This window comes from Pseudomonas sp. GW822-FHT04C11 (genome assembly GCF_058800905.1).
Map to the genome: position 1 here is coordinate 1 of NZ_JBXAMS010000009.1, position 23336 is coordinate 23336.

Below are 23336 nucleotides of genomic sequence, written 5' to 3' on the forward strand. Positions count from 1 at the left end.
CGCCCCAGCGGGAGCAAGCTCCCTCGCCACAACTGCGGTTGTGCCTGAAACATCGGCTTAAGTGAACAGCATTGCGCTCATTGGCGGGGTTTGTCGTTTTCAATGCGGTCATTACACGGAACGGGCGTCTCGTTGCTGTTCCAGATTTTCCAGTTCGGCCTTGTAGCTGTGGGCATCGCTCTCGGAGTGGAACATCCCCACCAGCATGTCTTGTTGATAGACGTCCCAGATCCGGATGCCGGCGGCTACGCCTTCGTGGGATTTATGTGAATCGTCGCGTTCAGTTACTTTTACAGTCATCTGCTGGCTCCAATCTCGATTGTTCTGCAGCAAGGCGTGTGCAGGCCTTTGTTATATGTTTTGTTAGCTTGCTAAGTAAATACCTGCGATCGGTAACGATCTTTTGCAGAAATTGAAAAAATCCCGCAGCCCTTGCAGGCCGTGACATTCGGTCGCAGGGCGTTGGGTTTCATGACAGAAGTTTCATGTTTCCAAGGGCTTGGACACAAAACGACAGGCGAAAAAAAGCCTCGCAATCGCGAGGCTTCTTCATTTCGAGCTGCTTGCTTAGCTGCCTTTGACAGCCTTGCCGTCAACCGTACCGTCGAGGAGCATGATGTTGTACTCCTTGCCGTCGGTCTCGACCTGGCGCAGGGCTACCAGGATGTAGCCCCAGTCCTTGGCGAACCACATTTCGGTGATGCGTTTGTTCTGTGTCGGGTCGCGAACACGTTCGACCTTGATCGCATCGACCGAGCCCGCTTTGGTCTGGACTTTCTCCTGGCCAATCACGCGGAAGTCGTAGGTGTCGGTGTCTTCACCTTCGACCACTTGGTAGCTCATGCTTTTTTTGCCGGCGGCTACATCGCGCTGCAGCGCCAGTTGGTAGGTGGACTTGTCCAGCATGCCGGTGTTGAGCGGTACCTTGACCGGATCGCCGCGATCAGTGCCGGTGACCATCTTGGTGGTCCAGTCGAAGTCCAGATTGACCTTCTTGGCTTTACCCAGGCCGCCGCGTTCGAAGCGATATGACTGGGGCAGCAAGGCGTCCTTGTCCAGCTTCAGGGTGCTTTCTTCGGTCAGGCTGGCGACCAGCATGGAGGCCTTGAAATTCAAGGTCCAGGAGCCGTTATCATTTTTCGACAGGCTGCGTTCGGCCGAACCGCTCATCGGGAGTTGCTTCCAGTCGGCGGTGTAGCTGGCGGAGAACGGTTGAAGGTCTGCCGCCTGCGCAAGGGGCAGGGCGAGCAGAGCACAAGCGAAGAGCAGGGCGCGACGCATAAAATCTCCTAGTTTCGAATCAAGTGACCGCTGGCCGCGAGTAACTGACCATCCAGTAAAGCACCTTGTTCGCCAAGGCTCAGTCGGCCCTCGGCAAACCAGCGTACGGCCATCGGGTAAATCTGGTGTTCGCGGGCGTGAACCCGTTGCGCCAGACTTTGCGGCGAATCGTGCAACTCTACCGGTATTACTGCCTGTACGACCAGTGGTCCGCCATCGAGTTCCTCGGTGACGAAGTGCACGCTGCAGCCATGTTCGGTGTCGCCGGCTTCCAGCGCTCGCTGATGAGTGTGTAACCCTTTGTATTTGGGTAGCAGCGAAGGATGGATATTGAGCAGGCGACCCTGATAGTGACGGACGAAATCAGCGCTGAGAATACGCATGAATCCGGCCAGCACCACAAGCTTGGGTTGGAAGGCGTCGATCAATTCGATCAAGGCGGCATCGAAAGCCTCGCGACCTTCGAAAGCCTTGTGATCCAGGGTGCGGGTGTCGATACCCGCGTCCCTGGCGCGCTGAAGGCCATAGGCATCAGCGCGGTTCGAGATCACCGCGCGAATGCGCGCAGGGTTGTCCGCGTTCTGCGCGTCGTCGATCAAGGCCTGCAAGTTACTGCCGGAGCCGGACAACAGCACCACAACATCACAGGTGGCGGACATCTGCTCTTGCATCAATGCGCCTTGAGGTTCTTCAGTTCAACCTGAGCCGCGCCTTCGGCAGCGGTAGCAATCTGACCGATGACCCAAGGCTGCTCGCCGGCTTCACGCAGTACGTTCAGGGCGGTTTCAACGTGCTCCTGGGCAACGCAGATCACCATGCCGACGCCGCAGTTCAGCACACGGTGCATTTCGGTTTCGTCGACGTTGCCTTTCTCTTGCAGCCAGTCGAACACGGCCGGACGGGTCCAGCTCGCTACGTCAACCACCGCCTGAGCGCCTTTTGGCAGGACGCGCGGGATGTTGTCGAGCAGGCCGCCACCGGTGATGTGGGCCATGGCCTTGACTGCGCCGGTGTCTTTGATCAGCTTGAGCAGCGGCTTGACGTAGATACGGGTTGGCGCCATCAGCAGGTCGGTCAGCGGCTTGCCGTCGAGCTGGATGTTTTCGATGTCTGCACCCGACACTTCGATGATCTTGCGGATCAGCGAGTAGCCGTTGGAGTGCGGGCCGGAAGACGGCAGGGCGAGCAGGGCATCGCCAGCGGCAACTTTCGAACCGTCGATGATTTCCGACTTCTCGACCACGCCCACGCAGAAGCCGGCCAGGTCGTAGTCTTCGCCTTCGTACATGCCAGGCATTTCAGCGGTTTCACCGCCCACTAGCGAGCAGCCGGACAGTTCGCAGCCAGCACCGATGCCGGTGACGACTTGAGCGGCGGTGTCGACGTTCAGTTTGCCGGTGGCGTAGTAGTCGAGGAAGAACAGCGGTTCGGCACCGCAGACCACCAGGTCGTTGACGCACATGGCAACCAGGTCGATGCCGATGCTGTCGTGCTTGTTCAGGTTCAGAGCCAGGCGCAGCTTGGTGCCGACGCCGTCGGTGCCGGATACCAGCACGGGCTGCTTGTAGCCAGCCGGGATTTCGCAGAGGGCGCCGAAACCGCCCAGGCCGCCCATGACTTCCGGGCGCGCAGTGCGCTTGGCGACGCTCTTGATGCGTTCGACCAATGCTTCACCGGCGTCGATGTCTACACCGGCGTCCTTGTAGCTCAGGGAGGGTTGCTTGCTCATGATCCAGGCCTTTAGGGGGGATTCAGGGGTAACGACCGAGTTCGGCGAGTGCGCTGAAATACGTCTGGCACGATTGCCGCGCAAGTATTTCAGAGTACCCAGCCGTTGCCGGTCTACGAAGGCGCGCGATTTTATCAGGCTTGAGGGGCAGCGGCCATCCTCGGGCCGACGGGCAGAGGCATATCGTGTTAAAAAAACCGAAAATGCCCGTGCTGGTGACCTCGCTCGTGGCTGTATAAGGTATAGCCGTTAACCGGCTATCGTTATGACAGAGTGAAAACTTCCATCGATTGCGTGAATGTTTTGCGCAGGCCGGCGGTCACAGCCTTGCTCAAGTCTGTTCATGCGGTCTGTTCCAGCCGCTTTTTGTCGTCGGGAATCCTCCATGCGTTTGTGTAAATTACTGTTTGTGGGCTGTTTGTCGTTGGTCAGCCTGGCGAGTCATGCCCAAACCGTTAACGGTCTCTATCAAGTGCGCGAGCCGGTCAGCAGTCAGACCCCGGAGGAGCGCGATCAGGCCACCCAGCGTGCGCTGGATACCCTGGTGCTGCGTCTGACCGGTGATGCCAAGGCAACACAGAGCCCCGGGCTGGCGGCGATTCGCAAGGACCCGCAGCAGATCATCAGCCGATATGGCTACGACGCCGGACCGCCGGAAAGCCTGCAAGTCGATTTCGATCCGGTCAGCACCGATCGGGCACTGCGTCAGGCAGGCTTGGCCTTGTGGGGTGCCAATCGGCCGTCGATTCTCGGCTGGTGGCTGAACGATTCGACCGAAGGCTCAAGCCTGGTGGGCGACGGTCAGGCCAGTGCCGCGCCGCTGCGGCGTGCTGCACAGCATCGGGGGCTGCCATTGCACCTGCCACTGGGTGATCTGAACGAGCAGATCGTCGCCACCGCGCCGCATCTGGAAGGCAATGATCCGGCGCCGCTGCATGGCATCTCTGAACGTTATGGCGCGGACGCTCTGTTGGCGGTGCATGCGCGGGAAGAGGGTGGTCAGTGGCAGGCCAAGTGGCATTTATGGCTGGGTGACCAGCGCGAGCAAGGCAGCGTGCAAGGAGCCGACAGTGCGGCCGTGGCCGATGCGGTTCTGCTGGCGGTGAGTCAGCGCCTGGCACCGCGTTTCGTTGCCAGGCCGGGAGCGTCCACCGAGCAGGTGCTTGAGGTGCAAGGCATGAACCTGGAGCGTTACGCGGTGTTGGGGCGCTTGCTGGAACCGTTTGGTGCGCACCTGCAAAGTGTCGATGGCGACCGGATCGTGTATCGCGTCAACGGCAGTGCCGATCAGTTGCGAGCGCAATTGAGTCTGGCGAAGTTGCAAGAAGTGCCGGCGGGCGTTGCGCCTGCACCGGTTCAGCCTGCGGTCATCGGTGTGGCACCCGCGGTCGCCCCGGCACCCGCGCCCAAAGCGCAGTTGAGTTTTCGTTGGTAGATTTTTCTTTCCTTATATAGAAGCTGGAGTGATTCATGGCCGATACACGGCGTTGGGTGTGGCTTGGTGGGATAGCCCTGCTGTGCGCATTTGTGTACCTGTTGCATCCGATCCTTACACCGTTCCTGGTGGCGCTGTTACTGGCCTATCTGTTCGACCCGCTGGTGGATCGCCTGGAGAAATTTGGCCTGTCGCGAACCTGGGGTGTGGTTGCGGTATTTGCGCTGTTCACCCTGGTCGTCATGACGTTGTTGCTGGTGTTGGTGCCAATGCTGGCCAAACAGCTGTTCCGTTTGTATGAGCTGGCGCCACAAATGCTTGATTGGTTGCAGCACACGGCGATGCCCTGGGCGCAATCGAAATTCGGGTTGGCGAATGGGTTCTGGAAGTTCGACAAGGTCAAGGCCGCGATCACCGAGCACATGGGGCAGGCTACTGACATCGTCGGGATCGTGCTGAGCCAGGCCACCGCATCGGGTTTGGCATTGATCGGTTGGCTGGCCAATCTGGTGTTGATCCCGGTGGTGAGTTTTTACCTGTTGCGCGACTGGGACCTGATGATGGCGAAGATCCGCAGCCTGTTGCCGCGTGATCGTGAAGAGCGTGTAGTCTCGCTGGCGGGTGAGTGTCACGAGGTGCTCGGCGCATTTGTTCGTGGGCAGTTGCTGGTGATGCTGGCGTTGGGTGTGATCTACGCGGCGGGCCTGATGCTGGTCGGACTGGAGTTGGGGCTGTTGATCGGTCTGATTGCCGGTCTGGCAGCAATCGTGCCGTACATGGGCTTTGTGATCGGGATCGGAGCGGCGTTGATCGCCGGGTTGTTTCAGTTTGGTGGCGATCTGTATCCGATGATCGGGATTGTCGCGGTGTTCATGGTCGGTCAGGCACTGGAAGGCATGGTGCTGACGCCGTTGTTGGTGGGGGACCGGATTGGCCTGCACCCGGTGGCGGTGATCTTTGCGATTCTGGCGGGCGGAGAACTGTTCGGTTTCACCGGGATCCTGCTGGCGTTGCCAGTGGCGGCGGTGATCATGGTGCTTGTTCGCCATCTGCATGATTTATATAAAGATTCTGGCATGTATAGCGGTGTGGACGATTCGGATTGATCAGCCCTGTCGATTAAGTGCTCAAGGACGCCCGGTGTATTGCCGGGCGAGCCTGTAAAACTCTCCTGGCTGTCACATACGCCGTCAAACAAACCCCGGCGATCCCCGCAAGTTAACGCAAACCTTTGATTTTGCTTATGGTCTGCTGCATTGTGCGGCTGGCGTCACGGGTATAAACTTTGCAAACTTTACACAGAGGCCACTAACGGTTCGTTTGAACTGTTCAGTCAGCATGAAACCGATTCAGCTGCCCCTAGGTGTGCGTCTGCGTGATGACGCTACCTTTATCAACTACTACCCTGGCGCCAATGCCGCTGCACTCGGCTATGTCGAGCGGCTGTGCGAAGCCGACGCCGGCTGGACCGAAAGCCTGATCTATCTCTGGGGCAAGGACGGCGTAGGGCGTACGCACTTGCTGCAAGCCGCGTGCTTGCGCTTCGAGCAGTTGGGGGAGCCGGCGGTGTACCTGCCGTTGGCCGAGTTGCTGGATCGCGGTATCGAAATCCTCGACAACCTTGAACAGTACGAGCTGGTCTGCCTGGATGACTTGCAGGCAGTCGCAGGGCGGGCTGACTGGGAAGAGGCGTTGTTCCATCTGTTCAATCGCCTGCGAGACAGTGGTCGGCGTCTGCTGATCGCCGCTTCGACCTCGCCACGCGAGTTGCCGGTAAAACTGGCTGACCTCAAGTCCCGCTTGACCCTGGCACTGATTTTTCAGATGCGGCCGCTGTCTGATGAAGACAAGTTGCGTGCGCTGCAATTGCGCGCGTCACGTCGCGGCCTGCACCTGACCGACGAAGTCGGGCATTTTATTTTGACGCGCGGTACACGCAGCATGAGCGCGTTGTTCGAGCTCCTTGAGCGCCTCGATCAGGCCTCCTTGCAGGCTCAGCGCAAGCTGACGATCCCCTTCCTCAAAGAAACCCTGGGCTGGTAAAACCGCGGCCTGTAGCGCGTTTCGGCATCTTTCAGGCGTCAGGAAACCCGCTTCCGGAAGGGTATTCGCGGCGCGTGCAGATTTAAAATGGGCTTAAGCGCTTAGATGTTAACGAGAAACCGATAAGTCACATTTGGATCGATTGAATTTGCAAATGAGGACGATAGAAGGCATAGTCTCGCCATCTTTAAAACTTCAGCCACGGTCGTGCCCATGCTAAATCGCTTCGCACCCCTCGTGCCTCTCGCACTTGTCACCCTGCTTTTTGGTTGCGCGGTTCATTCCCCGGTCTCGCAACAACAAAACGATCAGCAGATTAAAAATTCAGCGACTGCCCAGTCTTCCGTTATTTATCAGGAAGAGCTGGCTACCGAAAAAGAACTGGCTGACTTTGCCAGCAGCAAGCCTTACCAGCTTCCGGTTCTGGCCGACAGCATCCTTGAGCGTGGCCTGTCCCTGGTCGGTACCCGTTACCGCATGGGCGGCACCTCTGAAGCCGGTTTCGATTGCAGCGGTTTCATCGGTTATCTGTTTCGTGAAGAGGCTGGCATGAACCTGCCGCGCTCCACTCGCGAAATGATCAACGTGAATGCGCCATTGGTTTCGCGCAACAACCTGAAGCCTGGCGACTTGCTGTTCTTCGCCACCAATGGTCGTCGCGGTCGCGTCAGTCACGCCGGGATCTACCTGGGTGATGACCAGTTCATCCATTCCAGCAGCCGCCGCAGCGGTGGTGTTCGGGTCGATAACCTGGGCGACAGCTACTGGAGCAAGACCTTCATTGAGGCCAAGCGAGCACTCGCCATGGCACCAACGACAGTCACGGCACGCAAGTAAACGAACTTTTTGTAAGGCTAACTTAAAGTCTTACTTGAAGTTTGGCGCGTAGCCGCTAGAATCCTGATCTATTGTTGACTAACTAACCGCGTAAGCCCTGCTTACGCGGTTTTGTTTTCAGCCTCTCGGCAGAGAAAGCCGCAGCCAGATCAGGATGTTCTGTATATGACGATGTCGGCCCGCCTTGTACTCATCTTCTTCGCAGCGCTGCTCAGCGCCTGCGCCAGCCGCACTCCGCCGCCTGTCAAAGTCGTTCGCGCCCCGGTTTTCGCTCCCGCCCAATCGTTCTCGCCTGCCGCTGAAGACGTGCTGATTCGCGCGCTGGGTCTGGTCGGCACGCCTTATCGTTGGGGTGGCAATACACCGGATTCAGGTTTCGATTGCAGCGGCCTGATCGGTTACGTCTACCGCGATGCAGCGGGTATTTCCCTGCCACGTTCAACTCGCGAGATGATCGGCATGCAGGCGCCGAACGTTGGCCTGGAGGCTCTGCAAACCGGTGACCTGATCTTCTTCGCCACCAATGGCGGCTCGCAAGTCAGTCACGCCGGGATCTACGTCGGTGAAGGTCGCTTCGTGCATGCACCCGCCACGGGTGGTACGGTGAAGCTCGACAGTTTGTCCAAGGCCTATTGGCAGAGAGCCTACCTGAGCGCCAAGCGTGTTATCGAGCCTGAGCATCTGGCGCACAATTTCTAGTTCGCAGAGGTTGTCATGACCGCTCGCACACTCAATCTCGACGATTCCCTTTATAACTACCTGCTCGACGTTTCCCTGCGCGAAACGCCGCTGCAACGCCGCTTGCGTGACGAAACCCAGGCACTGCCCATGGCGCGCTGGCAGGTGGCGCCCGAGCAAGGTCAGTTCCTCGCCTTGCTGGTCAAGCTGACGGGCGCCAGGCGCTTGCTTGAAGTCGGCACCTTCACCGGTTACAGCGCCTTGTGCATGGCGGCCGCCTTGCCGGATGACGGTTCGTTGATCTGCTGTGACATTCCCGGAGACTACAACGCCACTGCGCGCCGTTACTGGCAAGAGGCTGGGCTCGCTGGGCGCATCGATTTGCGTTTGGCCCCCGCGTTGCAAACCCTGGCTCAACTTGAGCAGCAAGGACAGGGCGGTTGCTTCGATCTGATCTTCATCGATGCCGACAAGGCCAACTATCCGGCTTATCTGGAAAGCGCTTTGCGGCTGCTGCGAAGTGGTGGGCTGGCGGTATTCGACAACACACTGTGGAGTGGGCGAGTACTGGAAGAAAATCCCGCGAGCGAAGACACCCGAGCCATCCAGGCACTCAATCGCGCCTTGAAGGACGACTCGCGTGTCGATCTGTCGTTGTTGCCATTGGGCGATGGTTTGACGCTGTGCCGCAAGCTGTAGGAGCCGAGCTTGCTCGCGATGGCGGTGTGTCAGGTAAGCCGTAATCGCTGGCAAGCCAGGCTCCTGCAAGTCCGTGTTGTTATTTGGCGGCTGACACGCGCCAGATCTTGTTCCCCACGTCATCGGCCACCAGCAAGTCACCCTGTTTATCGATCACTACGCCCACCGGGCGACCCATGGCTTCTTCATTCTTGTTGAGAAACCCCGTCAGCACGTCGACCGGTTGCGCTGCCGGCTTGCCAGCGCTGAACGGCACGAAGATGACTTTGTAGCCACTATGTGGTTTGCGGTTCCAGGAACCATGCTGGCCGATAAATGCGCCTTCAGTGAACGGAGCTGGCAGCTTGCTGCCTTCGGCGAAGGTCAGGCCCAGCGAAGCGGTATGCGGTCCAACCGCGTAGTCCGGGGCGATGGCCCTGGCGACGAGGTCCGGGTTTTGCGGTGTGACGCGCGCGTCGATGTGCTGGCCGTAGTAACTGAATGGCCAGCCGTAGAAGCCGCCGTCCTTGACCGAGGTGATGTAGTCCGGCACCAGGTCGCTGCCGATTTCGTCCCGTTCGTTGACGGCGGTCCAGAGTTTTCCACTGCGCGGTTCCCAGTCCATGCCGTTGGGATTGCGCAGGCCGGAGGCGAAAATCCGATGGTTGCCGGTAGCGCGATCGACTTCCCAGATCGCTGCACGTCCTTCTTCCTGCTCCAGGCCATTTTCACCAGCGTTGCTGTTGGAGCCGACCGTGACGTAGAGCTTGCTGCCGTCCTTGCTGGCGATGACGTTTTTGGTCCAGTGATGATTCAGCGTGCCGCCGGGCAGGTCGATGACGTTCACCGGTTTGGCGGTGATGGACGTTTCACCGCTTTCATAGTGAAAGCGCAGCAGGCGGTCAGTGTCGGCGACGTACAGGTCGTTGCCGACCAGGGTCATGCCGAACGGCGAGTTGAGGTTCTCGATGAAGGTCGTGCGGGTTTCAGCGACGCCGTTGTGATCCTTGTCACGCAGCAGGGTGATCCGGTTCGCGCTTGGTACGCCAGCCCCGGCGCGGCCCATGACTTTGCCCATGACCCAGCCGCGAATGCCTTTGCTGTCGTCGGGCTTGGGTGGCGCATTGGTTTCAGCCACCAACACGTCGCCGTTGGGCAGTACATAGAGCCAGCGTGGATGATCAAGTCCTTCGGCAAATGCCGCCACCTGAGTGCCTGGCGCGGCAATCGGCTTTGCGCCCGTTGGCCAGCCGACCGCCGGTGCGATGTTCACTGTCGGGATCAGCGTCTTGTGCGGTTCCGGCAGCTTGGGCGATGGGCCCGTGCCGTCCGACACTGGCAAGGTGGCGGACTCCCCGCAGGCGGCGAGCCCTCCGGCGATGGCGATAACAAGGACGAATCGAGGCTTGAGCATGCTGATTTCCCTATGAATGCATCACCTCATCATAGAGGAACCTGATCGATGGAAGGTTCAACCTGTCAGCCGCGGGCCTCTTTGAGCAATACCGCGATGCCCGGATGGTAGTTGCCGGCTTCGTTGTGCAATTTGCGATAGGCGTAGGGAAAGTACCAGGCCACTGCGCAGGTGTGTTCCTTTTGCAGATCGTCGACCATGTCCTGGAGTTCTTCCGGCGTAGGGCTGTGCTGGGCTTTTTGTGGGGCGACGAACAGGCAGCCGAGCTTCAGGTCGCTGGCGTAGCTGATTTTTTTCGCATCGCTCACGACATCGAGCAAGGCCTGGGTCAGATTCAGGTTGTTGACTCGCGGCCAGCGTTGCGTGGCTTGAAGGTAGGCGCGTTCTTCTCCACTGGCGATAAACAGGTCGGCGCGGCCATTACGCTCGCCTTCCTCGATCTGCTTTTTTGTCGGAGTCTGTTCAAGGGTGACCATTTCTGCCATCCACGCCGCCGCTGAAAGCAGGCTCAGGTTGGCGCGTTCGTCAAACCAGTAAGGGCTTTCGTTATCGCCGCGTACCGCGTTGTAACGGTCGATGCACTCGAACCAGCGTTCCAGTACCGGGCGCAGGAATTCCAGCTTCGGGTTACTGATGATCATGCCTTGCATGTTGCCCCCTCTTTGTTCTTGTAATGTAAGGTTGTGGCTCTTTGATATCACCGCTTTCAGTGTGGCACAAGATTGGCGCCAGTTTATTGATCGGGATCGGTTTCTATCCATTGATGAGCCCCCGGCTTTAATTGACGCTCCACCCCCAACCCTCTAACCTTCGCGACTTGTTTCAGGTGCTCTGTGACCCTGTGGTCGACCGAGTGAAACAGGGAAGCCGGTGAGGGCGCGTTCTTTGACAGAGCGGGCGACGATCCCGGCGCTGCCCCCGCAACGGTAAATGAGTAAAAGCTGCGCTTTGAGCCACTGTGTCGAAGGTCGATATGGGAAGGCGCGCAGTCAGGCGTCAGCCGCTTATGAGCCCGGAGACCGGCCTGATCCATCCAGCGGCATCACGGTGGGCGATGCCAGGCTTCTTGCCGTCTATTTCTATGCCTGCCCGCCGTTATCCAGCCTCAACGGAGAGCTCCCCCCATGACTGATTCCCCCGATCGTGACGAACGCCATCTGGCACGCATGCTGCGCAAGAAAGCCGTGATCGATGAGCGCATTGCCAACTCGCCGAATGAATGCGGCTTGCTGCTGGTCCTGTCCGGCAACGGCAAGGGCAAAAGCAGTTCTGCGTTCGGCATGCTCGCCCGGGCGATGGGCCACGGCATGCAGTGCGGCGTGGTGCAGTTCATCAAGGGGCGCAGCAGTACCGGCGAGGAGCTGTTCTTCCGGCGGTTCCCGGAACAAGTGCGCTTCCACGTGATGGGCGAAGGTTTCACCTGGGAAACCCAGGATCGCCAGCGCGATATCGCCGCCGCCGAGGCCGCATGGGACGTCTCCCGCGAATTGCTGCGTGACCCGGCCATTGGTCTGGTGGTGCTCGATGAACTGAATATCGCCCTCAAGCACGGTTATCTGGACCTTGATCAGGTGCTCAGCGACTTGCAGGCGCGTCCGCCGATGCAACACGTGGTAGTCACGGGTCGTGGTGCCAAGCCGGAAATGATCGAACTGGCGGACACCGTTACCGAAATGGGCATGATCAAGCATGCTTTCCAGGCCGGGATCAAAGCGCAGAAAGGCGTTGAGCTGTGAGTGAGCCGCGTTTTTGCCCGGCGGTACTGATTGCCGCGCCGGCTTCCGGTCAGGGCAAGACCACTGTCACCGCGGCGCTGGCCCGTTTGCATCGCAATCAGGGGCGCAAGGTCCGGGTGTTCAAATGCGGTCCGGACTTTCTCGATCCGATGATTCTCGAGCGCGCCAGCGGTGCGCCGGTGTATCAACTGGACATGTGGATGGTCGGCGAGCAGGAAAGTCGTCGGCTGTTGTGGGAAGCCGCCGCTGAGGCTGATCTGATTTTGATCGAAGGCGTGATGGGGTTGTTCGATGGCACGCCGTCCAGCGCCGATCTGGCGCGGCATTTCGGTGTGCCGGTGCTGGGCGTGATCGATGGCACCGCCATGGCTCAGACCTTCGGCGCGCTGGCGTTGGGGCTCGCACGTTATCAGCCGGACTTGCCGTTTGCTGGTGTCTTGGCCAACCGCGTCGGCACCTTGCGTCACGCGCAATTGCTCGAAGGCAGCCTCACTGAAGGCTTGCGCTGGTACGGCGCCTTGTCCCGGGAAACCGGAATCGAATTGCCTAGCCGTCACTTGGGGCTGGTCCAGGCCAGTGAATTGAATGACCTCGATCTGCGCCTCGACGCTGCGGCCGAGGCGTTGGCCAGCAGCTGCGAAGTGGCATTGCCGCCTGCCGTCGAGTTCGCTGCGCCTGACGTGATTACCGCCGAGCCATTGTTGGCCGCTGTGCGAATCGCGGTGGCTCGCGATGAAGCGTTTGCCTTCACGTATGGCGCGAGCCTCGACTTGTTGCGGGCGATGGGCGCCGAGTTGCGATTCTTCTCGCCGATCCATGACCGTGAACTGCCTGAAGCGGACAGCTTGTATCTGCCCGGTGGTTATCCGGAATTGCACCACGTGGCGTTGGCTGAAAACCGCACAATGCTCGATGCGATTCGCGCACACCACGCCGCTGGCAAGCCGTTGCTGGCCGAATGCGGCGGCATGCTCTATTTGCTCGACTCACTGACCGATGTCGATGGCACGCGCGCTGAGTTGCTGGGGCTGCTGGCCGGTGATGCGGTGATGCAAAAGCGTCTGGCCGCGTTGGCCCTGCAAGCGGTCGAATTACCTGAAGGCGCGTTGCGCGGCCACACGTACCACCATTCATTGACCAGCACCGAGCTTGAGCCGATCGCTCGCGGCCTGAGCCCTAACGGCGGGCGCGGTGCCGAGGCGGTTTACCGTGACGGGCGGATGACGGCGTCTTATGTGCACTTTTATTTCCCGTCCAATCCATCGGCGATCGCCGCGCTGTTTGCGCCAGACCTGAATCTTGTAGAGGCGGGCTCGCCCGCGAAGCGGCCATGACCGACAACGCATTTTCCGAGGCCGAACGCGAAGCGGTGTATCGCGCGATTGCCGAGCGTCGCGACATGCGTCACTTCAGTGGCGGCAGCGTCGAGCCCGAACTGCTTCGGCGGTTGCTCGAAGCGGCGCATCGGGCGCCGAGTGTCGGTTTGATGCAGCCTTGGCGGTTCATCCGCATCAGCGACCGAGCGTTACGCGGCAGGATCCAGCAACTGGTGGAAGAGGAGCGAGTACGCACCGCCGAGGCGCTGGGCGAACGCTCCGATGACTTCATGAAGCTGAAAGTCGAAGGCATCAACGACTGCGCCGAAGTACTGGTCGCCGCGCTGATGGATGATCGCGAGCGGCATATCTTTGGCCGTCGGACTTTGCCGGAAATGGACATGGCGTCGTTGTCCTGCGCGATCCAGAATCTTTGGCTGGCGTCCCGTGCCGAAGGTCTGGGCATGGGCTGGGTCTCGTTGTTCGAACCGCAAGCCTTGGCCGATCTGCTCGGCCTGCCGCCGGGGGCCAAGCCGCTGGCGGTGTTGTGCCTGGGACCGGTCAAGGAATTTTACCCGGCGCCAATGTTGGTCCTTGAAGGCTGGGCGCAGGCGCGTCCGCTAAGTGAAATGTTGTACGAGAATTTTTGGGGAGTGAGTCAATGAGTGTGGCGTTGCTGAGTGTCGCCGGCGTAGCGCTGGATGCGCTGCTGGGCGAACCCAAGCGCTGGCATCCGCTGGTGGCGTTCGGCCGTTTTGCCGATCGTGTCGAGCAACGTTTCAACTCTGCCGGCCGTGGCTGGCGCAGTCATGGCGTCACAGCCTGGGTGATGGCGGTGCTGCCGCTGACCCTGTTGATCACGGCATTGTCCTGGTTGCCTTACATCGGCTGGGTCGTCGAGATTCTCGCGTTGTATTGCGCTCTCGGTCTGCGCAGCCTCGGTGAGCATGTCGAGCCGGTGGCTCAGGCCCTGCGCAGCGACGATCTGGATGAAGCACGCAAGCGTGTCGGTTATCTGGTCAGTCGTCAGACCAGTGAGCTGGACTCGACCGAAGTGGCCCGTGCCGCCACCGAATCGGTTCTGGAAAATGGCAGCGACGCGGTATTCGCCGCGCTGTTCTGGTTTGTCGTCGCGGGTGCGCCGGGCGTGGTGCTCTATCGACTGAGCAATACCCTGGACGCCATGTGGGGTTATCGCAACGAGCGCTTTGAACGCTTCGGCTGGGCGGCGGCGAAAATCGACGATGTGCTCAACTATATTCCGGCGCGTCTGGTGGCGTTGACCTACGCACTGCTGGGTAAAACCCGTTTGGCACTCAAATGCTGGCGCACGCAGGGGCCGACCTGGGACAGCCCGAACGCCGGGCCGGTGATGGCTGCTGGTGCGGGCGCTCTGGGCGTCGAGTTGGGCGGGGCGGCGATCTATCACGGTGAACTGCATCAGCGTCCACAGCTGGGCGAAGGTGTGCCGGCAGACGCCAACTCCATCGATCGCGGCTGGCAGCTGGTTCAGCGTGGGGTATGGCTTTGGTTGCTGATCCTCTGTGTGGGAGCCGAGATTTATGCTTGAGCACGGTGGCCGCTTGCGCAAGGCGGCGTTGCGGTACGGCATCGCCGAAGCCGATTGGCTCGACTTGTCCAGCGGTCTGGCACCTTGGCCGTGGGCAATCCCGGACATCCCGTTACGGGCCTGGGCACGCTTGCCGGAAACCGATGACGGCCTGGAGCAGGCTGCACGCGAGTACTATGGCGCCTCGCAGGTGCTGCCGGTCGCGGGCTCCCAGGCGGCTATCCAGTTGCTGCCACGCCTGCGTCGCGCCGGTAAAGTCGGCGTGCTCTCGCCCTGTTATGCCGAGCACGCTGAGGCCTGGCGTCGCAATGGCTACGTCGTGCGTGAAGTGCTGGAGCAGGAAGTCGACTTTTTCCTCGATAGCCTCGACGTGCTGGTAGTGGTTAACCCGAACAATCCCACCGGCCTGAGCCTGACCCCGGAACGTCTGCTCGACTGGCATGCACGGCTGGCGCAGCGCGGTGGCTGGCTGGTGGTCGACGAAGCCTTCATGGACAACACCCCGCAGTTGAGCCTGTCGTCTTATGCCGATCAGGTTGGCTTGATCGTCTTGCGTTCGTTCGGCAAGTTTTTCGGCTTGGCCGGGGTGCGATTGGGTTTTGTGCTGGCTGAGCGCAAGTTGCTCAAACTGCTCGCCGAGCAGGTCGGTCCTTGGGCGGTCAGCGGGCCGACCCGGGTATTGGGTCAGGTCTGTTTGCGTGACACCCAAGGTCATGCTCGCCAGCGTCTGCGCAGTGAAGAAGCGAGTCAGCGTCTGGCTGAAGTCCTCGAACGTCACGGCTTTAAGCCGCACGGTGGTTGCGCGTTGTTTCAGTGGTTGATCACCGATCACGCAGAGCATCTGCACGAATTCATGGCCCGACGCGGCATCTTGCTGCGCCTGTTCACCCACAACAGCAGCCTGCGGTTCGGCTTGCCGGCCGATGAAGCCGATTGGCAGCGCCTCGAGCACGCTTTTGAAGCCTACACCGAGGAAACCTCATGACCACGTTGATGGTGCAGGGCACCACCTCGGACGCCGGCAAAAGTACCCTGGTAACCGCGTTGTGCCGTTGGCTGACGCGCCAGGGGGTTCGCGTGGTGCCGTTCAAGCCGCAGAACATGGCGCTCAACAGTGCGGTAACCGCCGACGGCGGCGAAATCGGCCGCGCTCAAGCTGTGCAGGCCCAGGCGGCCAACCTTGAGCCACACACCGACATGAACCCGGTGCTGCTCAAGCCCAATAGCGATACCGGCGCGCAAGTGATCATTCACGGACGTGCCGTGACCACCATGAACGCAGTCGCCTATCACGACTACAAAGCCATCGCCATGCAAGCGGTACTCGCCTCTCACGAACGCTTGAGTGCAGCCTATCCGGTGGTGATGGTCGAAGGCGCGGGTTCCCCGGCCGAGATCAATTTGCGTGCCGGCGACATTGCCAACATGGGGTTCGCCGAAGCGGTGGATTGTCCGGTGGTGCTGATCGCCGACATCAATCGCGGCGGGGTATTCGCGCATTTGGTGGGCACGCTGGAGTTGCTGTCAGCCAGTGAGCAGGCGCGGGTCAAAGGCTTCATCATCAACCGTTTTCGCGGCGATATCGCCTTGCTGCAGCCAGGCCTCGACTGGCTGGAAGAACGCACCGGCAAACCGGTGATCGGCGTGCTGCCGTATGTCATGGATTTGCATCTGGAAGCCGAAGACGGCATCGATCAGCGCCAGGCCGATAAGGCCGAGCAGGTGCTCAACGTGGTGGTGCCGGTGTTACCGCGAATCAGCAACCACACCGACTTCGATCCACTGCGTCTGCATCCGCAGGTCGATCTGCAATTCATCGGGCCAGGTCAGCCGATTCCGCCTGCCGACCTGATCATCCTGCCGGGCTCGAAGAGCGTGCGCAGCGACCTGCACTACTTGCGCGCCAACGGTTGGGATGCGGCGATTACCCGCCATTTGCGGTACGGCGGCAAGTTGCTCGGCATATGTGGTGGCCTGCAAATGCTCGGCGAGCACGTGCACGACCCGCTGGGGTTGGAAGGCGCGGCGGGCTCCAGTACTGGTCTTGGTTTGCTGGCTTTCGAAACCGTACTCGAAGAAGAGAAGCAGCTGCGCAATGTGCGCGGACATCTGGCGTTGGAAAACGCTGAAGTCAGCGGTTATGAAATTCACGCCGGGGTTACCACCGGTAGTGCTTTGGAGCAGGCGGCGGTGTTGCTGGATGACGGTCGCAACGATGGAGCTCGAAGTGCTGACGGACAGGTGCTCGGCACGTATTTGCACGGCCTGTTCGAGTCCCCGGCGGCATGCAGCGCGCTGTTGCGCTGGGCCGGTTTGCAGGACGTACAGGAAGTCGATTACCACGCCTTGCGCGAGCGCGATATCGAGCGGTTGGCGGATTTGGTGGAAAAGCATCTTGATACGGGCTATTTACGCGAACTTTGTGGGCTCTAAGGGATTTCAATCATGTTGCAACTGATCCTCGGCGGCGCCCGCTCCGGTAAAAGCCGTCTGGCTGAAAAGCTCGCCAGCGAAAGCGCTCTGGCGGTGACGTACATTGCCACCAGCCAGCCGCTGGATGGCGAAATGAATGCCCGCGTGGCCCATCATCGCGAGCGCCGTCCGCCTGAATGGGCGCTGATTGAAGAGCCGCTGGAACTGGCCCGTGTGCTACGCGAAAACGCCAGTGCCGAGCGTTGTTTACTGGTGGATTGCCTGACCTTGTGGCTGACCAATCTGCTGATGCTTGAAGATCCCGAGCGTTTGGCGCATGAGCGTGAAGCCCTGCTGGAGTGTCTGGCATCGCTGCCGGGAGAAATTGTTTTTGTCAGCAACGAGACCGGTCTGGGTGTCGTACCGCTGGGCGAATTGACTCGCCGCTATGTCGATGAAGCCGGTTGGTTGCATCAAGCCCTGGCTGAGCGCTGTCAGCGTGTCGTGTTGACCGTCGCCGGCCTGCCCCTGACTTTGAAAGGTACTGCGTTATGACTCATTCCTGGTGGTTGAACCCGTGCAAGCCGATCAATGCGCAAACGCATGAGCAAGCGGCGGCCCGACAGCAGCAACTGACCAAACCGGCGGGCTCCCTCGGGCAGCTGGAGTCAGTGGCGGTGCAACTGGCCGGGTTGCAGGGCCGGGTCAAGCCAAGCCTGAATCAGCTGTGGATTGCGATTTTTGCCGGTGATCACGGCGTGGTCGCCGAAGGTGTTTCGGCGTTCCCGCAGGAAGTCACCGGGCAGATGCTGCACAACTTCGTCAGCGGTGGCGCGGCGATCAGCGTATTGGCGCGGCAGCTTGAGGCGCGGCTGGAAGTGGTCGACCTCGGCACTGTCACGCCTTCGTTGAGTTTGCTGGGCGTGCGTCATCTGCACATCGGTCCAGGCACTGCGAACTTCGTGCACGGTCCGGCGATGACGCAAATCCAGGGCGAGCAAGCCTTGCAGGCCGGCCGTGACAGCGTGCTGCGGGCGATTGCTGAAGGCTCCGAGCTGTTTATCGGTGGCGAGATGGGCATCGGCAATACCACCGCCGCCAGCGCTGTGGCCTGTGCATTGCTCGATTGTCCGGTGGCTCATCTGACTGGGCCAGGCACCGGTTTGAGCGCGGCGGGTGTCAGCCATAAAGCCCAGGTGATTGAACGCGCGCTGGCATTGCATGCTGCTCAGCGTGGCAACGTGTTGCAGACATTGTTCAACCTCGGCGGTTTTGAAATCGCTGCGTTGGTAGGCGCTTATCTGGCCTGCGCTCAAGAAGGCTTGGCGGTGCTGGTCGATGGCTTTATTTGCAGTGTTGCAGCATTGGTCGCGGTGCGCCTGAATCCGGCATGCCGCGAGTGGTTGCTGTTTGGTCATCGCGGGGCTGAACCGGGCCATCGGCATGTATTGGAAACACTGAACGCTGAACCTTTGCTGGATCTCGGCCTGCGTCTGGGTGAGGGCAGCGGTGCCGCAGTGGCAGTGCCATTGCTGCGTCTGGCCTGCGACCTGCACGGGCAAATGGCGACCTTCGCTGAAGCGGCCGTGGCCGATCGCCCGGCATGACGTTGCGTCTGGATCTGCTGCGTCACGGTGAAACCGAACTCGGTGGCGGTTTACGCGGCAGCCTGGATGACGCGCTGACCGCCAAAGGTTGGGAGCAGATGCGCGCGGCGGTGATTGATCAAGGCCCATGGGATCGCCTGGTCTGCTCGCCGCTGCAACGTTGCGCACGTTTTGCCGAAGAGTTGGCCGAGCGGTTGGGTTTGCCGGTGGTGCTGGACAAGGATCTGCAAGAGCTGCACTTCGGCGCCTGGGAAGGGCAGAGCGCGGCAGCGTTGATGGAAACCGACGCCGAAGCGTTAGGCAGGTTTTGGGCCGATCCCTACGGGTTCACGCCGCCGGAAGGTGAACCGGTGACTGCGTTTTCCGCGCGGGTGCTGGCGGCCGTCGAGCGCTTGCATCAGGCCTATGCCGGCGAGCGGGTGTTGCTGATCAGTCACGGTGGGGTCATGCGCCTGTTGCTGGCCCGCGCACGCGGATTACCGCGCGAGCAATTGCTCAACGTTGAAGTCGGTCATGGCGCGCTGTTTTCGTTGCGCGTCGAGGCTGATGCCGTGCTCAGGGAAGAGGGGTGAACATGTTGCCGTTCTGGATCGCCTTGCAGTTTCTCAGCAGCTTGCCGATTCGTCTGCCAGGCATGCCGACGCCTCAGGAGCTTGGGCGCTCGTTGCTGTTTTATCCATTGGTGGGGCTGCTGTTTGGCGGGCTGTTGTGGGCGCTGAATGGGCTGTTGCTCGGTACGCCGGCGTTGTTGCATGCGGCGTTGCTGTTGAGTGTCTGGGTGATGCTCAGCGGTGGTTTGCACCTCGACGGTCTGGCCGACAGCGCCGACGCCTGGCTTGGTGGTTTTGGTGATCGCGAGCGCACCTTGAGCATCATGAAGGACCCGCGCAGTGGGCCGATCGCGGTAGTGACGCTGGTGTTGGTGCTGTTGCTCAAGTTCACGGCGTTACTGGCGTTGATTGAACAGCACTCCATGGCCGGGTTGATCCTTGCACCATTGATCGGTCGCAGTGCCTTGCTGGGGGTGTTCCTGAACACGCCGTATGTACGCGCCGGTGGCCTGGGACAGGCGCTGGCCGATCATCTGCCGCGCAAGACCGGTCAGCAGGTGTTGTTGCTCAGCGCGCTGGCGTGCGTGCTGATCGGCGGCTGGAGCGGTGTTGTTGCACTGGTGCTGGCGGCTCTGATGTTCTTCTGGTTGCGCCAGGTGATGTTGCGGCGTCTGGGCGGGACCACCGGCGATACGGCCGGGGCGTTGCTGGAGCTGCTGGAAACAGCGGTGCTGGTGGGTTTGGCGCTGGTCTGAGAGTCACCGTCAACGTGCACGACCTAACGGCTGTTTGATAATCGAACTTGCTTTAACTTTATCGCGGGTATATACACGCACCATGCTAGCCTCTCAATGTTTATGCACCAACCTGCGTCGCGCCGCCCGTGGCGTCAGCAGGCATTACGACGGCGCCCTCGACGGCTTCGGAATCAACGTTGCGCAGTATTCCTTGCTGTGCAATTTGCAGCGCCTCGATCAACCGAGCATTTCCACCTTGGCGGAAGCCATGGGCCTGGATCGCAGCACGCTGGGGCGTAATCTGCGGGTGCTCGAGGGGGAGGGGTTGGTGATGCTGGTCGAGGGTGAAGATCAGCGCAATCGCATCGTGCAACTGACCGAAACCGGGCGTGAACGCCTGGCGGCGGCCTTGCCGGCCTGGGAAGCGGCGCAGAAGCGGCTGATTGATCGTCTGGGCGCAGAGAAACGCGCAACCCTGCTGGCCTTGCTGGATGAGCTCGCCTGAGGCAGCGGGCCTTTTCAAGCGTAAGCCCGAATTTGAGCGAACTTAAGCGGGTATATACCCGTTAACGGAGAATAAGAATGACATCGATGTGGCGTGCCAGCGGTTGGGTTCTACTTGGAAGCGCACTGATTCTTGCGCTGTCGCTTGGCGTGAGGCATGGCTTCGGGCTGTTTTTGCCGCCGATGAGTGCGCAGTTCGGCTGGGGGCGGGAAGTGTTCGCCTTCGCCATCGCCCTGCAGAACCTGATCTGGGGGCTGGCGCAGCCATTCACCGGGGCCTTGGCGGACCGTTTCGGCGCGGCGAAAGTGGTGCTGGTCGGTGGTGTTCTGTACGCGGTGGGTTTGGTGTTCATGGGCTTGTCCGATTCGGCCTTGTCGCTGTCGTTGAGCGCTGGCTTGTTGATCGGTCTTGGTCTGTCCGGCACCTCGTTCTCGGTGATTCTTGGCGTGGTGGGGCGTGCCTTGCCGCCGGAGAAACGCAGCATGGGCATGGGGATCGCCAGTGCTGCCGGTTCCTTCGGCCAGTTCGCCATGTTACCGGGCACGCTGGGGTTGATCGGCTGGCTCGGTTGGTCAACCGCGCTGCTGGTGCTGGGAATGCTGGTGGCACTGATTGTGCCACTAGTCAGCATGCTCAAGGACAAACCGCTGCCCGTGCTCGGTCATGAGCAAACCCTGTCCGAGGCCCTGCGCGAGGCGTGTTCGCACTCGGGCTTCTGGCTGTTGGCGTTCGGCTTTTTTGTCTGTGGTTTCCAGGTGGTGTTTATCGGCGTGCATTTGCCGGCCTATCTGGTCGACCAGCATCTGCCTGCCAGCGTCGGTACCACGGTGCTGGCGTTGATTGGCCTGTTCAATATCTTCGGTACTTACACCGCCGGCTGGCTCGGCGGGCGCATGTCCAAACCGCGTCTGTTGACGGGGCTCTACCTGTTGCGTGCGGTGGTGATCAGTTTGTTCATCTGGGCTCCTGTGACGCAGACCAGTGCTTATCTGTTCGGTATGGCCATGGGGTTTCTCTGGTTGTCGACAGTGCCTTTGACCAACGGCACGGTAGCGACGCTATTTGGTGTACGAAACCTCTCTATGCTCGGTGGTATCGTTTTCCTCTTTCACCAGTTGGGCTCGTTCCTTGGCGGCTGGCTGGGTGGGGTGGTTTATGACCGAACAGGCAACTATGACTTGATCTGGCAGGTGGCGATTCTCCTCAGTCTGTTGGCGGCAGTCTTGAACTGGCCTGTACGCGAGCGTCCCGTGGCACGCTTGCAAGCTCAGGTGAGTGCGGCATGAGCAGGATCGCCGCCTGGTTCGCCGCTGTCGGTGCTGGCGCGCTGTTGTTGGCGCTGGCCTGGTGGGGCTGGCATCAGGGAGGGTTGGCGCTGATGCAACTCGGTATGGGTGCTTGCTGAGTCAGCGCCCACTAAAAAGCCCCGCCTCTGTGCAAGAGAGCGGGGCTTTTTCAAGTCAGCCGATGGGCTGTTCAGGCTCGCCGTGAATCAGAAGCGGTAGGTCGCGCCGACACCAAAACCATTGGAGCTGTTTTCATATTTGGCGCTGTAACTGTCTACTGCGTTGGAGTGATTCACTGTGACAGCTTCTTCCTTGAGGTAGGAGTAGGCGACGTCGATGGTCAGATCATCGGTGACGTTGTAGCCAGCGCCAAGGCTGAAGATAGTGCGGTCACCGGTAGGAATGCGTGGTGAACGGTCAGTATTGTTGGTCGGCGATTGGTCAAAGGTCAGGCCGGTACGCAATACCCACTGCTTGTTCAGCTTGTAGGAAGTACCGATGGCGTAGGCCCAGGTATTGTGCCAGTTCTGCTCTTCCGTAATGGTGCCGAACAAGGCTGGGGACAATACACCGCCCTGTGCCGCAGTGACGCCTTCGTTATTGACGGTGATGTTTTTCAGGCGGCTCCAGCGGGTCCAGGTGGAACCTGCATACAGGGTCCACGCATCTGTCAGTTGTTGCGTCACGGAGAAATCGACCGATTCAGGCGTTTCGATTTTCAGCGAAGCGTCGTATCGATTGCTTTGCAGGAAGGCGGAAGGAGCGTTGGCGCCTGCGGTGATATCGGTATGACCTTCGAGCTTGTAATTCACTTTCGAGTGATAAGTCAGGCCGAGGCGAGTCGTGTCGGTGGCTTGTACCAGAACCCCGAAGTTATAGCCCAGAGCGGTATCGTCGCCTTTGATCTTGACGTGGGTATCGCCAAAAAGAGGTACATCCGACTCGAGAGTGCCGCCAATACGGTTAATGGTCGGGCCGAAGCCGATCGATACTCTGTCGTTGAAGGCATAGCTGACGGTAGGTTGGAAGGTCACAACCTTGACTTCGCTCTTGCTGCCGAAGCCGCCGCCCTGGAAGCCACTTTCATAGTTGGTAATCAGACCAAAAGGTGCATAGACACCGAGGCCAAATGCCCAGTGATCATCGATCGGTTTGACGTAATAGCCCATCGGAACGGCTGTGAATGGCACCATGTCGCCCTTGTTGGTACCCGGATGGGCGCCGTGGGCGTCTTTGATATCGCTCGAAGCGTCGATAGCTGCCAGCCCGCCAGTGACTTCCTGGCGCTTGATCCGCGACATGCCGGCAGGGTTGCCAAATACAGTACTTGCGTCCTCAGCGGACGAAGAGCGTCCCGCAAAACCAGTCCCCATCCCACTGATGCTCTGTTCGTTGAGGGCAAAGCCACTTGCAAAGATCTGGGTGGATGCCAAGGCAACGGCAAGGCAAAGGGTGGTTTTGAGCATTACTTTTTTCATTATTAGAACTCCTGGTGATCACCGGAGCGAAAATTACCAACAT

At 60.1% G+C, this 23336-nt stretch carries 26 protein-coding genes and 1 riboswitch; of the genes, 19 read left to right on the forward strand and 7 right to left on the reverse strand.

What is annotated here, in order from left to right; all coding sequences use genetic code 11:
* Window positions 1-111: 111 nt before the first annotated feature.
* The 4 genes from AC1RJ3_RS16200 to purM form a co-directional block, all read right to left on the reverse strand.
* The gene (locus AC1RJ3_RS16200; RefSeq protein ID WP_054593565.1) at window positions 112-300 is read right to left on the reverse strand and encodes a hypothetical protein; all 189 of its coding nucleotides are present in this window, start codon (window positions 298-300) and stop codon (window positions 112-114) included.
* A 267-nt stretch (window positions 301-567) separates the two neighbouring features.
* On the reverse strand, window positions 568-1281 hold the full coding sequence (locus AC1RJ3_RS16205) for a DUF3108 domain-containing protein (RefSeq protein WP_054593564.1): 714 nt from the start codon (window positions 1279-1281) through the stop codon (window positions 568-570).
* A gap of 8 nt (window positions 1282-1289) precedes the next feature.
* Window positions 1290-1940, reverse strand: a complete 651-nt coding sequence (gene purN / locus AC1RJ3_RS16210; RefSeq protein ID WP_493079580.1) for a phosphoribosylglycinamide formyltransferase — start codon at window positions 1938-1940, stop codon at window positions 1290-1292.
* Between the two features lie 11 nt (window positions 1941-1951).
* Window positions 1952-3010, reverse strand: a complete 1059-nt coding sequence (purM, locus tag AC1RJ3_RS16215) for a phosphoribosylformylglycinamidine cyclo-ligase (RefSeq protein ID WP_145020505.1) — start codon at window positions 3008-3010, stop codon at window positions 1952-1954.
* Between the two features lie 385 nt (window positions 3011-3395).
* Between purM and AC1RJ3_RS16220 the strand changes: the two genes are divergently transcribed.
* The 6 genes from AC1RJ3_RS16220 (at window position 3396) to AC1RJ3_RS16245 (ending at window position 8702) form a co-directional block, all read left to right on the forward strand.
* Window positions 3396-4445, forward strand: coding sequence for a DUF2066 domain-containing protein (locus AC1RJ3_RS16220; RefSeq protein ID WP_347927742.1), 1050 nt, complete (start codon window positions 3396-3398; stop codon window positions 4443-4445).
* Between the two features lie 35 nt (window positions 4446-4480).
* Window positions 4481-5551, forward strand: coding sequence for an AI-2E family transporter (locus tag AC1RJ3_RS16225; protein ID WP_347927741.1), 1071 nt, complete (start codon window positions 4481-4483; stop codon window positions 5549-5551).
* 232 nt (window positions 5552-5783) lie between these two features.
* A complete protein-coding gene (hda, locus tag AC1RJ3_RS16230) occupies window positions 5784-6488 on the forward strand; it encodes a DnaA regulatory inactivator Hda (RefSeq protein ID WP_008033543.1) in 705 nt (234 codons plus the stop codon).
* 213 nt (window positions 6489-6701) lie between these two features.
* Complete coding sequence (locus AC1RJ3_RS16235; RefSeq protein WP_054593560.1) at window positions 6702-7325, forward strand: C40 family peptidase; 624 nt, start codon at window positions 6702-6704, stop codon at window positions 7323-7325.
* Window positions 7326-7490: 165 nt separating this feature from the next.
* Entirely contained in the window at window positions 7491-8024 is a 534-nt protein-coding gene (locus AC1RJ3_RS16240) for a C40 family peptidase (RefSeq protein ID WP_054593559.1), read from the forward strand.
* A 15-nt stretch (window positions 8025-8039) separates the two neighbouring features.
* Entirely contained in the window at window positions 8040-8702 is a 663-nt protein-coding gene (locus AC1RJ3_RS16245; protein ID WP_347927740.1) for an O-methyltransferase, read from the forward strand.
* 79 nt (window positions 8703-8781) lie between these two features.
* On the opposite strand, the gene AC1RJ3_RS16250 is transcribed toward AC1RJ3_RS16245, so the two are convergent.
* On the reverse strand, window positions 8782-10095 hold the full coding sequence (locus tag AC1RJ3_RS16250; protein ID WP_347927739.1) for a PQQ-dependent sugar dehydrogenase: 1314 nt from the start codon (window positions 10093-10095) through the stop codon (window positions 8782-8784).
* 65 nt (window positions 10096-10160) lie between these two features.
* The gene (locus AC1RJ3_RS16255; RefSeq protein ID WP_054593557.1) at window positions 10161-10745 is read right to left on the reverse strand and encodes a hypothetical protein; all 585 of its coding nucleotides are present in this window, start codon (window positions 10743-10745) and stop codon (window positions 10161-10163) included.
* A 157-nt stretch (window positions 10746-10902) separates the two neighbouring features.
* Window positions 10903-11137, forward strand: a riboswitch (cobalamin riboswitch).
* Between the two features lie 82 nt (window positions 11138-11219).
* Here AC1RJ3_RS16255 and cobO point away from each other — a divergent pair.
* From cobO to AC1RJ3_RS16320, 13 genes are all read left to right on the forward strand, one after another.
* Window positions 11220-11831: a cob(I)yrinic acid a,c-diamide adenosyltransferase gene (gene cobO, locus AC1RJ3_RS16260; RefSeq protein ID WP_054593556.1), complete on the forward strand. Its 612-nt coding sequence runs from the start codon at window positions 11220-11222 to the stop codon at window positions 11829-11831.
* Window positions 11828-13165, forward strand: coding sequence for a cobyrinic acid a,c-diamide synthase CobB (locus AC1RJ3_RS16265; RefSeq protein WP_493079508.1), 1338 nt, complete (start codon window positions 11828-11830; stop codon window positions 13163-13165). The genes cobO and AC1RJ3_RS16265 overlap by 4 nt, the downstream gene beginning before the upstream one ends.
* Entirely contained in the window at window positions 13162-13812 is a 651-nt protein-coding gene (gene bluB, locus AC1RJ3_RS16270) for a 5,6-dimethylbenzimidazole synthase (RefSeq protein WP_493079509.1), read from the forward strand. The genes AC1RJ3_RS16265 and bluB overlap by 4 nt, the downstream gene beginning before the upstream one ends.
* The gene (cbiB, locus tag AC1RJ3_RS16275; RefSeq protein WP_493079510.1) at window positions 13809-14717 is read left to right on the forward strand and encodes an adenosylcobinamide-phosphate synthase CbiB; all 909 of its coding nucleotides are present in this window, start codon (window positions 13809-13811) and stop codon (window positions 14715-14717) included. Before bluB ends, cbiB begins: the two co-directional genes overlap by 4 nt.
* Window positions 14710-15702 carry a threonine-phosphate decarboxylase CobD gene (cobD, locus tag AC1RJ3_RS16280; RefSeq protein WP_493079511.1) on the forward strand — a complete coding sequence of 331 codons (993 nt, stop codon included), beginning with the start codon at window positions 14710-14712 and terminating at the stop codon, window positions 15700-15702. Before cbiB ends, cobD begins: the two co-directional genes overlap by 8 nt.
* On the forward strand, window positions 15699-17150 hold the full coding sequence (locus tag AC1RJ3_RS16285; protein ID WP_493079512.1) for a cobyric acid synthase: 1452 nt from the start codon (window positions 15699-15701) through the stop codon (window positions 17148-17150). The genes cobD and AC1RJ3_RS16285 overlap by 4 nt, the downstream gene beginning before the upstream one ends.
* Window positions 17151-17162: 12 nt before the next feature.
* Window positions 17163-17684 carry a bifunctional adenosylcobinamide kinase/adenosylcobinamide-phosphate guanylyltransferase gene (gene cobU / locus AC1RJ3_RS16290; protein ID WP_054593550.1) on the forward strand — a complete coding sequence of 174 codons (522 nt, stop codon included), beginning with the start codon at window positions 17163-17165 and terminating at the stop codon, window positions 17682-17684.
* Window positions 17681-18736: a nicotinate-nucleotide--dimethylbenzimidazole phosphoribosyltransferase gene (cobT, locus tag AC1RJ3_RS16295; RefSeq protein WP_054593549.1), complete on the forward strand. Its 1056-nt coding sequence runs from the start codon at window positions 17681-17683 to the stop codon at window positions 18734-18736. The genes cobU and cobT overlap by 4 nt, the downstream gene beginning before the upstream one ends.
* Window positions 18733-19308, forward strand: a complete 576-nt coding sequence (gene cobC, locus AC1RJ3_RS16300) for an alpha-ribazole phosphatase family protein (RefSeq protein WP_054593548.1) — start codon at window positions 18733-18735, stop codon at window positions 19306-19308. The genes cobT and cobC overlap by 4 nt, the downstream gene beginning before the upstream one ends.
* A gap of 2 nt (window positions 19309-19310) precedes the next feature.
* A complete protein-coding gene (locus tag AC1RJ3_RS16305) occupies window positions 19311-20042 on the forward strand; it encodes an adenosylcobinamide-GDP ribazoletransferase (RefSeq protein WP_347927733.1) in 732 nt (243 codons plus the stop codon).
* Between the two features lie 82 nt (window positions 20043-20124).
* Window positions 20125-20529: a MarR family winged helix-turn-helix transcriptional regulator gene (locus tag AC1RJ3_RS16310; protein ID WP_493079513.1), complete on the forward strand. Its 405-nt coding sequence runs from the start codon at window positions 20125-20127 to the stop codon at window positions 20527-20529.
* Between the two features lie 86 nt (window positions 20530-20615).
* The gene (locus AC1RJ3_RS16315; RefSeq protein WP_177474923.1) at window positions 20616-21815 is read left to right on the forward strand and encodes an MFS transporter; all 1200 of its coding nucleotides are present in this window, start codon (window positions 20616-20618) and stop codon (window positions 21813-21815) included.
* Window positions 21812-21934 carry a hypothetical protein gene (locus AC1RJ3_RS16320; protein WP_256585315.1) on the forward strand — a complete coding sequence of 41 codons (123 nt, stop codon included), beginning with the start codon at window positions 21812-21814 and terminating at the stop codon, window positions 21932-21934. The genes AC1RJ3_RS16315 and AC1RJ3_RS16320 overlap by 4 nt, the downstream gene beginning before the upstream one ends.
* Window positions 21935-22021: 87 nt before the next feature.
* Here the strand turns inward: AC1RJ3_RS16320 and AC1RJ3_RS16325 are convergent, their stop codons facing one another.
* Window positions 22022-23293 carry an OmpP1/FadL family transporter gene (locus AC1RJ3_RS16325; protein ID WP_493079514.1) on the reverse strand — a complete coding sequence of 424 codons (1272 nt, stop codon included), beginning with the start codon at window positions 23291-23293 and terminating at the stop codon, window positions 22022-22024.
* Window positions 23294-23336: the final 43 nt, after the last annotated feature.

Bases quoted from the DNA above. Each gene is read 5' to 3' on its own strand.
- AC1RJ3_RS16200 (WP_054593565.1), bottom strand. From the start codon at position 300: ATGACTGTAAAAGTAACTGAACGCGACGATTCACATAAATCCCACGAA.
- AC1RJ3_RS16205 (WP_054593564.1), bottom strand. From the start codon at position 1,281: ATGCGTCGCGCCCTGCTCTTCGCTTGTGCTCTGCTCGCCCTGCCCCTT.
- purN (WP_493079580.1), bottom strand. From the start codon at position 1,940: ATGTCCGCCACCTGTGATGTTGTGGTGCTGTTGTCCGGCTCCGGCAGT.
- purM (WP_145020505.1), bottom strand. From the start codon at position 3,010: ATGAGCAAGCAACCCTCCCTGAGCTACAAGGACGCCGGTGTAGACATC.
- AC1RJ3_RS16220 (WP_347927742.1), top strand. From the start codon at position 3,396: ATGCGTTTGTGTAAATTACTGTTTGTGGGCTGTTTGTCGTTGGTCAGC.
- AC1RJ3_RS16225 (WP_347927741.1), top strand. From the start codon at position 4,481: ATGGCCGATACACGGCGTTGGGTGTGGCTTGGTGGGATAGCCCTGCTG.
- hda (WP_008033543.1), top strand. From the start codon at position 5,784: ATGAAACCGATTCAGCTGCCCCTAGGTGTGCGTCTGCGTGATGACGCT.
- AC1RJ3_RS16235 (WP_054593560.1), top strand. From the start codon at position 6,702: ATGCTAAATCGCTTCGCACCCCTCGTGCCTCTCGCACTTGTCACCCTG.
- AC1RJ3_RS16240 (WP_054593559.1), top strand. From the start codon at position 7,491: ATGACGATGTCGGCCCGCCTTGTACTCATCTTCTTCGCAGCGCTGCTC.
- AC1RJ3_RS16245 (WP_347927740.1), top strand. From the start codon at position 8,040: ATGACCGCTCGCACACTCAATCTCGACGATTCCCTTTATAACTACCTG.
- AC1RJ3_RS16250 (WP_347927739.1), bottom strand. From the start codon at position 10,095: ATGCTCAAGCCTCGATTCGTCCTTGTTATCGCCATCGCCGGAGGGCTC.
- AC1RJ3_RS16255 (WP_054593557.1), bottom strand. From the start codon at position 10,745: ATGCAAGGCATGATCATCAGTAACCCGAAGCTGGAATTCCTGCGCCCG.
- cobO (WP_054593556.1), top strand. From the start codon at position 11,220: ATGACTGATTCCCCCGATCGTGACGAACGCCATCTGGCACGCATGCTG.
- bluB (WP_493079509.1), top strand. From the start codon at position 13,162: ATGACCGACAACGCATTTTCCGAGGCCGAACGCGAAGCGGTGTATCGC.
- cbiB (WP_493079510.1), top strand. From the start codon at position 13,809: ATGAGTGTGGCGTTGCTGAGTGTCGCCGGCGTAGCGCTGGATGCGCTG.
- cobD (WP_493079511.1), top strand. From the start codon at position 14,710: ATGCTTGAGCACGGTGGCCGCTTGCGCAAGGCGGCGTTGCGGTACGGC.
- AC1RJ3_RS16285 (WP_493079512.1), top strand. From the start codon at position 15,699: ATGACCACGTTGATGGTGCAGGGCACCACCTCGGACGCCGGCAAAAGT.
- cobU (WP_054593550.1), top strand. From the start codon at position 17,163: ATGTTGCAACTGATCCTCGGCGGCGCCCGCTCCGGTAAAAGCCGTCTG.
- cobT (WP_054593549.1), top strand. From the start codon at position 17,681: ATGACTCATTCCTGGTGGTTGAACCCGTGCAAGCCGATCAATGCGCAA.
- cobC (WP_054593548.1), top strand. From the start codon at position 18,733: ATGACGTTGCGTCTGGATCTGCTGCGTCACGGTGAAACCGAACTCGGT.
- AC1RJ3_RS16305 (WP_347927733.1), top strand. From the start codon at position 19,311: ATGTTGCCGTTCTGGATCGCCTTGCAGTTTCTCAGCAGCTTGCCGATT.
- AC1RJ3_RS16310 (WP_493079513.1), top strand. From the start codon at position 20,125: ATGCTAGCCTCTCAATGTTTATGCACCAACCTGCGTCGCGCCGCCCGT.
- AC1RJ3_RS16315 (WP_177474923.1), top strand. From the start codon at position 20,616: ATGTGGCGTGCCAGCGGTTGGGTTCTACTTGGAAGCGCACTGATTCTT.
- AC1RJ3_RS16320 (WP_256585315.1), top strand. From the start codon at position 21,812: ATGAGCAGGATCGCCGCCTGGTTCGCCGCTGTCGGTGCTGGCGCGCTG.
- AC1RJ3_RS16325 (WP_493079514.1), bottom strand. From the start codon at position 23,293: ATGAAAAAAGTAATGCTCAAAACCACCCTTTGCCTTGCCGTTGCCTTG.